Origin of the sequence: Peteryoungia aggregata LMG 23059 (genome assembly GCF_030814435.1) — a bacterium.
In the GTDB taxonomy this organism is placed as follows: Bacteria; Pseudomonadota; Alphaproteobacteria; order Rhizobiales; family Rhizobiaceae; genus Allorhizobium; species Allorhizobium aggregatum.
The window spans coordinates 65,434-76,614 of sequence record NZ_JAUSUW010000017.1; the positions used below are offsets into that span (position 1 = coordinate 65,434).

12 protein-coding genes are annotated in these 11,181 nt (G+C 62.3%); 5 read left to right on the forward strand and 7 right to left on the reverse strand.

Translation table 11 applies throughout. The annotated features are described in order from the left end of the window. Positions 1–28 precede the first annotated feature (28 nt). Positions 29–529, forward strand: a complete 501-nt coding sequence (locus J2045_RS21160; RefSeq protein WP_307376835.1) for a hypothetical protein — start codon at positions 29–31, stop codon at positions 527–529. 7 nt (positions 530–536) lie between these two features. Here J2045_RS21160 and J2045_RS21165 read toward each other — a convergent pair whose 3' ends face one another. After that, complete coding sequence (locus tag J2045_RS21165) at positions 537–1,910, reverse strand: putative bifunctional diguanylate cyclase/phosphodiesterase (RefSeq protein ID WP_307376837.1); 1,374 nt, start codon at positions 1,908–1,910, stop codon at positions 537–539. 383 nt (positions 1,911–2,293) lie between these two features. Between J2045_RS21165 and J2045_RS21170 the strand changes: the two genes are divergently transcribed. After that, a complete protein-coding gene (locus J2045_RS21170; protein ID WP_307376840.1) occupies positions 2,294–2,515 on the forward strand; it encodes a DUF2798 domain-containing protein in 222 nt (73 codons plus the stop codon). Between the two features lie 61 nt (positions 2,516–2,576). Here J2045_RS21170 and J2045_RS21175 read toward each other — a convergent pair whose 3' ends face one another. After that, on the reverse strand, positions 2,577–3,161 hold the full coding sequence (locus tag J2045_RS21175; RefSeq protein ID WP_062279418.1) for an ATP-dependent Clp protease proteolytic subunit: 585 nt from the start codon (positions 3,159–3,161) through the stop codon (positions 2,577–2,579). Between the two features lie 198 nt (positions 3,162–3,359). On the opposite strand from J2045_RS21175, the gene J2045_RS21180 reads away from it, so the two are divergent. Then, positions 3,360–4,703: an HD-GYP domain-containing protein gene (locus J2045_RS21180; RefSeq protein WP_307376846.1), complete on the forward strand. Its 1,344-nt coding sequence runs from the start codon at positions 3,360–3,362 to the stop codon at positions 4,701–4,703. Between the two features lie 36 nt (positions 4,704–4,739). Here J2045_RS21180 and J2045_RS21185 read toward each other — a convergent pair whose 3' ends face one another. Continuing rightward, positions 4,740–5,216, reverse strand: coding sequence for an avidin/streptavidin family protein (locus J2045_RS21185; protein WP_307376849.1), 477 nt, complete (start codon positions 5,214–5,216; stop codon positions 4,740–4,742). 113 nt (positions 5,217–5,329) lie between these two features. Then, positions 5,330–5,761, reverse strand: a complete 432-nt coding sequence (locus J2045_RS21190) for an Lrp/AsnC family transcriptional regulator (protein ID WP_307376852.1) — start codon at positions 5,759–5,761, stop codon at positions 5,330–5,332. A gap of 111 nt (positions 5,762–5,872) precedes the next feature. Here J2045_RS21190 and J2045_RS21195 point away from each other — a divergent pair, with 111 nt between their 5' ends. Next, complete coding sequence (locus J2045_RS21195; protein ID WP_370873186.1) at positions 5,873–7,006, forward strand: saccharopine dehydrogenase family protein; 1,134 nt, start codon at positions 5,873–5,875, stop codon at positions 7,004–7,006. Between the two features lie 224 nt (positions 7,007–7,230). After that, the gene (locus J2045_RS21200; RefSeq protein WP_307376856.1) at positions 7,231–8,598 is read left to right on the forward strand and encodes a putative bifunctional diguanylate cyclase/phosphodiesterase; all 1,368 of its coding nucleotides are present in this window, start codon (positions 7,231–7,233) and stop codon (positions 8,596–8,598) included. A 20-nt stretch (positions 8,599–8,618) separates the two neighbouring features. On the opposite strand, the gene J2045_RS21205 is transcribed toward J2045_RS21200, so the two are convergent. The 3 genes from J2045_RS21205 to J2045_RS21215 all read right to left on the reverse strand — a co-directional run bounded on the left by J2045_RS21205 (position 8,619) and on the right by J2045_RS21215 (position 10,946). Further along, on the reverse strand, positions 8,619–10,058 hold the full coding sequence (locus tag J2045_RS21205) for a coniferyl aldehyde dehydrogenase (protein WP_307376857.1): 1,440 nt from the start codon (positions 10,056–10,058) through the stop codon (positions 8,619–8,621). 310 nt (positions 10,059–10,368) lie between these two features. Next, positions 10,369–10,686: a BrnA antitoxin family protein gene (locus tag J2045_RS21210; RefSeq protein WP_307376860.1), complete on the reverse strand. Its 318-nt coding sequence runs from the start codon at positions 10,684–10,686 to the stop codon at positions 10,369–10,371. Then, positions 10,662–10,946: a BrnT family toxin gene (locus J2045_RS21215; RefSeq protein ID WP_307376862.1), complete on the reverse strand. Its 285-nt coding sequence runs from the start codon at positions 10,944–10,946 to the stop codon at positions 10,662–10,664. Before J2045_RS21215 ends, J2045_RS21210 begins: the two co-directional genes overlap by 25 nt. Positions 10,947–11,181 lie beyond the last annotated feature (235 nt).

Genomic DNA, 11,181 nt, shown 5'->3' on the forward strand with positions numbered 1-11,181 from the left:
CCACCAACCACTTGACCCCGAGACCGCGATGCCCCCTGCCCTCCACACCGACCTCACCGCCGCCCTCCGCCCTCTCCTCACCGAACTCCACCACACACCCGACCTCTTCCAGACCTGGGACGCCCATCTGGAACTTGTCGCGGCCGGTGGTCTTGTGGTAGTGAAGTCGAAGCGGGCGAAGGGGCTGGTCGACAGCCTGTTCTGGGGCCGCGCGCCGGGATCCTCTGAGAACAAGCAGCTGCCGGAGGCGATCGCCTTTGCCGCCATCGACCGCTTCCTTGGCCTTAGCGCCCATCTGGCGCTGTCGGATGCGCTTCCCGAAGCTGCGGTGCTGGACGCGGCTTATCCTCATTGCGCGGTGAAATTCGCCTATCGCAAGAAGGGCGCGCCGAAGGCGCAATCGCTGTCGATGATCTTCATCGGCTTCAACGACGAGGCGGAAGCGCTCGCCTATGCCGAGCGTTCATCCGGCCTGCCGCTGGTCACATCGAGACCACTGATGGGCGAAAAACTCCACGAATGGCGCTGACGGCCCCTCAGGCCGCCGCCGACAGCTTCGGCAGAAGCTCGCCAACCGGCACTGGCCGGCCGAAGAGATAGCCCTGGAAATTGATGCAGCCGGCCTTTTCCAGCGCCGCGCGCTGCGCCTCCGTCTCCACCCCCTCGGCAATCACCGAAAGCCCCAGACTGTCGCTCAGCCGGACGATCGTCTCGACGATCGCCATGTTGCGGTGATCGGCAAGCAGATCCCGCACGAAGGACTGGTCGATCTTGATCTGCTGGAAGGGCAGGTTTTTCAGCGAACTCAGCGAGGAATAGCCGGTGCCGAAATCATCAAGCGACCAGGCGATGCCAAAGGCCTTCAGCGCCTGCATCTTGGCCTGAACGACATCCATGTCGTCGGCCAGCACGCTTTCCGTCAGCTCCAGCTTCAGCGCCTGCGGCCGCGCGCCGGACAGGCTGACGATAGACCGCACCTGCTCGACAAAATCCGGCTGGCGAAACTGCGTGGCGCTGACATTGACGGCGATTGTCAGGTCCCGCGTCTCCGGCGACCCCACCCAGGCCTGCAGCTGGGCGGTCGCCGTTCGCAAGACCCAGTCGCCGATCGGGATGATCAGCCCCGTCTCTTCCGCCAGCGGGATGAAGGCATTGGGCGGCACCATGCCGCGCGTCGGATGCTGCCAGCGCAACAGCGCTTCGACGCCGATGATGCGCCCGCGCCGATCCACCTGCGGCTGGTAGTGCAGTTCAAATTCGCCCCTGGCGATCGCCCGGCGGATATCCACCTCCAGCGCCCGCCGCGCCTCGATATCGGACTGCATGATCACGACCACGGTACAGGTGGCCAAGGTCCCGGTGATGTGGTTGGCCCAGAGCGTAAATCGACCAGCAGAGGCATCAGGCCCGACATGAGGCAGGGACGGGAACAGGTCCATGGAAAAGCCGATGAAGAGGAACATGCCGACCATCGGAAGAACGGCCCTCAGATAGAGACCCCTGCGATGGAAGACCAGATAGGTGGCCGCAATGACCGGCAAGAGATTGAGATAGTTGGAAGGCTCGACCCCGTCCGTCGGCAGCTCGCACAATGCAGACAGGCTCACGCTAAGCAACAGGCCATGCGCCATCACCAGAGCGGAGGCATAGATGCGGTCTGCCCTTGCAAGAAGGATGATCGTCCAGCCGGTTACAAATGCCGCAGATGTAATCGCAAAGCTCATCCAGTCCAAGTAAATCGCCAGATAGCAACACCAGAAGGCGCTCACGGCAATCACGATTGCACCGCCGATCTGGGTCAGGTTTTTGACCCTCCGGTTGTGCCGCCCCTCGGCCGTCCACAGCGAAATCTCCGAGATTTCGCAGAACGAGCGGAAGACGGAAGAGACAGCGCTGTCATTTCGAACCAAGCATGTTCTCCAAGGTGTTCGCCGGTTGCCCGCTCCTGCGGTGGTCGATCCCGTTCCACCGAAATCGCGGTCAGATTAAATATTATACCCCATAAACAATTCCTTTCGAAATATTGCACCCATGGACACAAGGTCCTGAAGACCACTGTTGAGGTTAACGCGCACTTTCTTGGAGAAAACTTGACAGAGCCCGGGTCGAGTCACTATCACTCCCCTGCCGAAAAACGTCAGGCCGGTCAGGTTAGCCCGGCCCTCGCAGCATCCTGCGAGACCTAGTCTCTCGTCTCGAGTGAATCCACGGCACCAACCCTTCAACCGGGTGGTGCTGTGCTGAACGTGAAACGCGGCCGCTCCACCCCGACCATTGGATATGGAGCCTCGACATGACAAATAAGAAAACCCTGATCCTTGCCCAGATGCTGATCGCCCTGATGATGGCAGGTCTGATGACCGGCATCTTCGGCTTCCTGCATCTCGGCCCCTCGCCCGCCTTCTTTGCCGAATGGGGCAAGAGCTTCCTGATGGCCTTTCCGATCGCCTTCACGCTGTCGCTGGGCGTCGGCCCGCTCGCCTTCCGCCTGGCCCGCCTGATGACACGGCAATAGCCCATGGAAAACCCGCCGGATCGCTCCGGCGGGTTCCTCAAAATACAAGCCTTCGTGCCAATCAGCCGATGTCGGCGTGGCTCTCGATGATGCGGCCAACCAGACCGTAGGTGACGGCATCTTCAGCCGACAGCCAGTAATCGCGGTCGATGTCTTTCGCGATCTTCTCCTGGCTCTGGCCGGTGGCCTTGGCGTAGATCTTGATCAGGCGCTCGTTCATCTTGATGATTTCGCGGGCCTGGATCTCGATGTCGGAGGCCATGCCGCGGGTGCCGCCGGAGGGCTGGTGCATCAGGAAGCGGGTGTTCGGCAGCGCTAAGCGACGCTCCTTGGGAACCGCGACAAAAATCAGCGAGCCGGCGGAAGCCGCCCAACCGGTCGCGATGATCCAGACCTTCGGCTTGATGAACTTGATCATGTCGTGGATCGCGTCACCGGCTTCCACGTGGCCGCCCGGCGAGCAGACGAATACGCGGATGTCTTCGTCCGAAGCGGCCGCAAGTGCCACGAGCTGCGTGCAGACCTTCTGCGCCAGTTCCATGGTGATGCCGCCATAGATGAAGATCGAACGCGACTTGAAGAGGTTCGCTTCCGTTTCCTTGCCGATCGGCAGTTCCTTGCTCTTGTCGTCTTCGTCTTCGTTCATCACAGGGGATAGTCCTCGTTGTGTTTGGCTCATCCGCACATAGTGCGTCTCATGTCCTAAGACAATGCGGGAAAAAGACAAGCATGGAAGCAGTGAACAGGAGGTTGCCGCGCCAGGAGATCCGCACATGAGAATATCAGAATAATCTACACCCCCTTAACTCTTAGGGGTTAAACTTGGCAGGAACGGAGAGCCCGCATGCCTGCCAGTATACGCATCGCCGAACTGATCGGCGCCTTGAGCCACGCCCTAGACCTGACCGGCGGCCAGGACCCGGGCCACTGCATCCGCACAGCCCACATCGGCAGCGCCATCGGCCGCAGGCTGGGCCTCTCTGAACAGCAACTCCACGATCTCTACTACACCCTGATGCTGAAGGATCTCGGCTGCTCGGCCAATGCCATGCGCATGTGCGAGCTCTTCGATACCGATGACACCAGCTTCAAGCGCGACTTCAAGCGCGTCGACGGCACCTTGCCAAGCCTGCTGCGGCAGGTGTTTCGCCATGCCGGCAGGCGTCGCGGCACGCTCGCCCGCGTCGGTGCGGTGCTAAAGGCCCTGCGCCGGGGCCGCCATGCTGCCGAGCTGGTGGCACTGCGTTGCAACCGCGGGGCCGAGATTGCCTGGCAGATGCGGTTTTCTGCCGATGTCGCCAGTGGCATCCGCGATCTCGACGAACATTTCGATGGTTCCGGCCGGCCGCAGGGGCTGAAGGGAGAGGCGATCCATCTCTCCGCGCGGATTGCGCTCGCCGCACAGATCCTCGACGTCTATCAGACCCATGAAGGACGCACAGCCGCCCTGTCGGAGATCAGGCGGCGCAAGGGGCGATGGCTCGACCCCAAGATCGCCGATACCCTTCTCGCCCTGGCGGCCGAACCCGGCTTCTGGGACGATCTCGACGCCCCGGATCTCGAGGAAAAGGTCCTCGCAGCCGAACCAGGCCAGGCGGTGATCTTCGCCGATGAGGACTATATCGACGACATCGTCGAAGGCTTTGCCCGGGTGATCGATGCAAAGAGCCCCTACACCGCCGGTCACAGCGACCGGGTGGCAGAGTTCACCGACAGGATCGCCGTAGAGCTGGGGCTCCCGCCGGCGGAGCGGCGGACCCTGCGGCGCGCGGCGCTTTTGCATGACATCGGCAAGCTCGGGGTTTCGGCCCGGGTTCTCAATAAGCCGGCAAAGCTCGATGCCGAGGAATGGACCGAGATGCGGGCCCATGCGGCCCACTCGGAGCGCATCCTCTCGCGGATCCCGGCCTTCGCCGAACTGGCCGAGATCGGCGGCGCCCATCACGAACGCCTCGATGGCAGTGGTTATCCGCGCGGCCTGAAAGGTGACCAGATCTCGTTCGCCACCCGCATCATCGCCACGGCGGATGTTTTTGAAGCCCTGACGGGAGAGCGGCCCTACCGCGCAGCCTTACCCACACATGACGCGCTTGAGATGATCAAGGCGAACGCCGGAGAGCACCACGACCCGGTATGTGTGGCGGCTCTTGAAGCCGCATTGGCCCGCAAGGCGCAAGCAGCGGCGTGACCGCCTCCCCAACGGTACACGCCGCTCTGCCGTCGCTCACTTCTCCAGGAGCGACTGCTGAACGATCTGCGGCTGGTATGTGAAGACATCCTTCCCGCTCTGGATCTGGCCGCCGGAACTCGCCATATAGGCGAGGTTCCACTGCGTCACGATCTGGAGCGTGTTGCCGGTTGACACCTGGGCATAGCCCGCCCAGCCCGTGACGGAATTACAATTGGCAGTTCCGTTCGACCAGGCCACGCTGAAGGCGATGGTATTGCCGGTGACGCGACCATTCAGAACATAGGGCGTGCCTTGGCAGCCGGTTCCCTGAGCGTTGTTCACGTAAGTGCCGCTCACAGAACCGTCCGACGCGACATCGATCGTCATGACCGATCCCAATTCGTTGATCCAGGTTGTCGACGCGCCGGAAAGGCTGCTGAAATCCATGAAATTCTCAGCCTTGAAGGACGTAAACGCCATCACAGTCGTCGAGAAGAAGAGAGCAATTAAGAAACTCAAAACTCGCGCCATGGTTACCTCCGTTGATTTCCATCAACCTAAACCACAAGGCGCGAGCGCGCACCTCTATCATGTTTGGGGTTTTGCTGAATTCACAACCACGCCCTGCATTCAGAGACCTCGCGCTAGCGTGCAATCCGTGTCGACAGGATGATCGACGACAGCGTCCGCTCCACCCCCGACAATTCCCCGATCCGGTCGATCAGCCGGTCGAGTTCGGAGATCGAGGGTGCCGCCACGATGGCGATCAGGTCATAGGGCCCATTCACCGAATAGAGCGCCGTGACCTCGCGGATGGCGTTGAGCTCACCGGTCACCTGAGACAGCGCCTTGGGCGCGATTGTGATCATCACATGCGCCCGGATCAGCCCGCTCTGATAGGCGTCGGAGAGCCTCAGCGCATAACCGGCGATCACCCCTTGCGCATCCAACCGCTCGAGCCGAGCCTGCACGGTCGAGCGCGACAGGTCGAGCCGCCGGGCAAGCTCCGCCACCGGCATCCGGGCATTCTCCGAAAGCAGCGCCAGAAGCGCTTTGTCTTTGTCTGAAACCTGCATATCGCCGTTCCTACCCATCATATTGTTGAATATGATACGGCGTTTCGATCAATTCGTCACTTGGAATCGGCAGGCGCGATCCGCACACTGGATTGACCAAATACAATTGCGCTGACCGCACAGAGAAACGAGGGGCAAACCATGAAACACGTCACCATCATCGGAGCCGGCAAGATCGGCGGCGCGATTGCCCGCATGCTGGCCGAGACCGGCGACTACATCGTCACCGTCGCTGACCGCAGCGCCGACCAGCTCTTGAAGCTCGACGCCCATCCGGCGGTAAAAACCCTTGAACTCGACATATCCGACGCGACCGCCCTCGACATGGCCCTTTCCGGCCAGTTCGCCGTCCTCTCCGCCGCCCCCTTCCACCTGACCGGCGCCATCGCCGAAAGTGCCGCCCGCACCGCGACCCATTATCTCGACCTGACCGAGGATGTCGCGACCACCCGAAAAGTGGAAGAACTCGCTCGCGGCGCACACTCCGCCTTCATCCCGCAATGCGGCCTCGCCCCGGGCTTCATCTCGATCGTAGCGAACGACCTGACCAAGCATTTCGACACGCTCGATACGGTCCGCATGCGCGTCGGCGCCCTTCCGCAATATCCCTCCAACGCGTTGAACTATAACCTCACCTGGTCGACCGACGGGTTGATCAACGAGTATATCGAGCCCTGCGAGGCGATCGTCGAAGGTAAGCTCGCCGTCGTCCCCGCCATGGAAGAGCGCGAGGAATTCTCGCTCGACGGCGTCACCTACGAGGCCTTCAACACCTCGGGCGGGCTCGGCACACTGGCGAAAACCCTCGATGGCCGTGTGCGCACGATGAACTACCGCACCATCCGCTATCCCGGCCATCAGGCGATCATCAAGGCGCTGCTCAACGACTTCAACCTGAAGAACCGCCGCGATGTGCTGAAGGACCTCTTCGAAAACGCCCTGCCCGCCACCATGCAGGACGTCGTCGTCATCTTCGTCACCGTCTGCGGCTGGAAGGACGGCCGCTATCTGCAGGAAACCTATGCCAACAAGGTTTATGCCGGCGTGGTTGCGGGAAAGAAGATGAGCGCCATCCAGATCACCACGGCGGCCGGCATCTGCACCGTGCTCGACCTGCTCGCCGATGGCACGCTGCCGCAATCAGGCTTTGTCCGTCAGGAAGAAATCGGCCTTCCCGCCTTTCTCGAAAACCGCTTCGGCCGGGTCTATGATCCGGAGGTCATGAAGGTCGCCAGGGCGGGCTGAGTGATCTGCGAGGGGTCAAGCATGTCAATGAGCGAGAACCCGGTCGGGGCGGAACCGTCGATCGGGCATCCCGCCGCACATTTCTGATCTTCGGCTGCCGCCGCACCGCGTGCGCTACGGCACTGTTCCTTTGCAAACGACATGTTAGGATGTCCTGAACGAAAGGTCTGGACGAATCCGCAATACGGAACCGTACGAGGCCTCGGGGCGCAGTTGGGCGGGGCATGATCGACAGCAATACCGACGACGGCAAGACGAGCCGCCTGGTCCGTGCCTATCAGGCCGCGACCCTGTCGGTCGGCCTGTTTTCCGTGTTCTGGACCGTCATTTTCGCCAGCCAGGGGCTGCGCACCATCGCGATTGCAGAACTCTTTCCGGTCGCCGCCAGCCTCGTCTGTTTTGTGCTGGCCACCCTCGGTCGGTTCGACCTCTTCCTGCTGGTTGCACAGATCTCCTTCCTGCTGTTCATCATCGGCTTCAGCCTGGTTTTCGACATCCCCGAAGTCGGTTCGCCCCGCGTCACCCATCTCTTCCTGCCGGTGCTTGGCATGCTCGGCTACCTCACCTATCTGCGCCGGCCCTCCCGGCTGCAACTCGCCGTGATCGCCGCGAGCCTCGCGACCTTCGTCGTGCTGCATGCCACCGACATCCGGCTGCCCTTTGCCGACCCGATACCCCCTGAGATCCGTGTGGTCGGCGTCTGGCTCAACCCGACGATTGCCGCGCTGGTCTTCTGCGCCACCATCTATGCCCTGCAGCAACGCCTGACGGCCCCGAACGGCATAGCCCGCGATCTCGTCGGCGCGCTGCGCCACGGCGAACTGTCGCTCGCCTACCAGCCCCAGGTCGATCGCGAGGGCAGGATCGTCGGCGCCGAGGCCCTCTTGCGCTGGAACCACCCCACACGCGGTGCGATCCCGCCCTCCACCTTCATTCCCGCCGCCGAGGAGGTCGGACTGATGCCGATCATCGGCAATTTCGTGCTTGAACAGGCACTCGCGACGCTGAGCCGGTGGTCGGCAGACCCGCGACGCGCACAGCTGACGCTCTCGGTCAATGTCAGCGCCAGCCAGTTCAACGAGGGCGATTTCGAAAGCACGCTCAAGGACCTTCTCGAGCGCCATCACATCAACCCCACCCGCCTGCGGCTCGAGCTGACCGAAAGCGTGTTGATCGCCGGCCTCGAGCCCGTCGCCGAGAAGATGGCCGCGCTGAAAGCCCTCGGGCTGACCTTCGCGCTGGACGACTTCGGTACCGGCTATTCATCTCTCGCCTATCTGCGCAGCCTGCCGGTCAGCGAACTCAAGATCGACCGCAGCTTTGTGGCCGGCGCCGCCGACAGCGCACGCGACGCCGCCCTGCTGCGATCGATCCTGGCGCTCGCCGACGATCTGGGTCTGACCACAATCGCCGAAGGGGTCGAGACGGCAGCGCAATGCGCGGTCCTCGCGGATCTCGGCTGCGAGGCATTCCAGGGCTTCTTCTTCGGCCGTCCGATGCCACTTGCCGACTTCGAGGCGGCGCTATTGACGCCGCCGCCGGCCCCGCGCGCAAACGGCCACCCTCCGCCGCCCCGCCTCGCCGCCGGCTGACCCGGCGGAAATCTTCGACCTCAGCCGAACCGGCCAAGCAGCTTCAGCATCCACTGCGCCATCCGCCCATAGGGCGGATAGAGGAATTTCACCCCTGAAATCGCCGACTGCCTCAGGACAGGCTTTTCCTTGCTGAGCGCAACGAAGCCCGCTTCGCCGTGATAGGCGCCGTAGCCGGAAGCACCCACGCCGCCGAAGGGCAGATCGTCCTGGGCGAGATGCAGGATCGTGTCATTGACCGTCACGCCACCGGCAATCGTGCCGGTCAAAACCCGCTCCTGCGAAGCCTTGTCCTCGCCGAACCAGTAAAGCGCGAGTGGCCGGTCACGGTGGTTGATATAGCCGATCGCCTCGTCGAGCGTGTCATAGGCGACGATCGGCAGGATCGGCCCGAAGATCTCTTCCTGCATCACGGCGGACTCGTCCGGCGCACCGATCACCGCCACCGGCGAAAACACGCGCCGCTCGCCATCATGCGGACCAGCAAGCTCGATCACCTCGGCGCCCTTCTCGCGCGCCTCCTCGACGAGGCGGGTGAGCCGGGCATAGTGGCGCGGGCTGATAATCGTAGTGTAATCGGCATTGCCGGGCAGGCCGGGATATTGCCTGTTAACCTCCGCCTTCACGGCGGCGAGGAAGTCCTGGACCCGTTCGCGCGGCACCAGCGCATAATCGGGCGCAACGCAGGTCTGGCCTGAATTCAAGAGCTTGCCCCAGACGAGGCGCGGCACGGCCTTGTCAAACTGCACAGAGGGATCGAGGATAGCAGGCGACTTACCGCCGAGTTCAAGGGTGACAGGCGTCAGGTTCTTCGCCGCCGCTTCCGCCACCTTGCGGCCAACGGCGGTCGAGCCGGTGAAGATCAGATGGTCGAAGGGGGCAGATGTGAAGGCTGTCGCCACCTCCGGCCCGCCGGTCACGACGGCCACCTCATCCTCGGCGAACGTTTCCGCCACGGCTTTAGCCAGCACGTCGGAGAAGGCAGGCGTCAGCTCTGAGGGTTTGAGGATTGCGCGATTGCCAGCGGCGAGCACCCCGGTCAGCGGCGAGAGCATCAGGTTGAGCGGATAGTTCCAGGGCGCGACGATCCCGACCACGCCAAGCGGCTGGCGCAGGATGACGGCGGAGGCCGGCTTGCCGGTCCAGGCGAGCGACACGCTACGCGACCGCATCCAGCGCTTCAGATGTTTCCGCGCATGGCGGATCGCAGCGCGCACCGGCACGATGTCGGTCAGCGTGGTGACGACCGCAGGCCGATTGCCGAAATCCTCCGAGATCGCCGCAGCAAACCGCTCCTGCCAGGCCTCGATCATCCGGTCGAGCCGCGCCAGGCGATCATCCCGCGTGGCATGATCCGGTGTCACGTCCTTCGCCCAGGCCGCCTTTTGCGCGGCAAGCAGGGACGCGATGCGCGCGGCGGGATCCGCGATCTCGGATTTCGGTGATACCTGTCCATCCATGGCGGTTTCCTCTCGTTTTTTTGTCTCTCTCAAGATGGGCAGCTTACGCCCATTTGTTCAAGGGAGAACAAATGATTTTTGGTGGCGGGTCTTCTCCCCCCTTGCGGGGGAGAAAGCGAAATCGAGGAATTGGCCCGATCAGGGCCAAACCTCAGATTTCGCAAGAGGGGGGCTCGGTCATGTTTTCGCCAACGGAACCGTGCCCCTCTCCAGGAAAATCTGAAGTTTAGGCGGCTTGCGCTCGCCTAAGCCTTCGATTTTCCGTCCTCCCCCGCATGGGGGGAGGTAAGCCCGCAGCAACCGGATCCCCTCAAATCCCAACAGCCTTGCGCAGCGCCTCATTGAGCCGCCCCTGCCAGCCCTTGCCGGTCTCGCGGAATTTGGCGATGACGTCTTCATCGAGCCTCAGCGTGATCTGCTTCTTCGGATGCGCCACCGCTGGACGGCCACGCGAACGGCGGTGGTCCTCCATTGCCTTGAAAAAGGCTGGCGGCAAGACCTCCTGCGCGGGGCGCATACGCGCCAGTTCCTCGTCGCTCAACTCCGGGAACTCGACGGCATCCCAGTCCTCGCGGCCATAACCGCGTCCAGTCTCGAACGTTTTCAGTGTCTTGACTTTGGTGGCCATGGAAGCCTCCTTCTTTCCTTGTCGCTTGCCGGGCGAAAGCTGATGATCGATAGGGCTTCCGATCCGAGAAAGGCAAAGACCACGGCAGCCGTTCCGTCACGAAAATATCCTATCGCCTTCAGCCGTCGCCGGCCATCCGCATCTGGCCAGCCCTCTTCGACAACGGCGTTCTCCCAATCGAGTTCGCTGACGTCGGCGAAGTCGAAACCATGCTTTTCAAGGTTGGCGCGCCGCTTGGGCTCATCCCAGACGATCTTCATGATTTAATGTAGCTACATTTAATTGCGACATCAAGACAGACGCATCAATATGCGTGAACGCAAAAAACCCGCCGGCCTCACAACCGACGGGTCAAGCTTGATGACAAACCGCTTAACTCTAGGTCCGCGTCATCCTCGGCCTTGTTGTTCGGCCCTGATACATAGCTGACAGATGTTCGTAGACATGCCTGACACTTTCCGGATCGGTTCTGGGAGGTGACGATGGCTTGGGAGA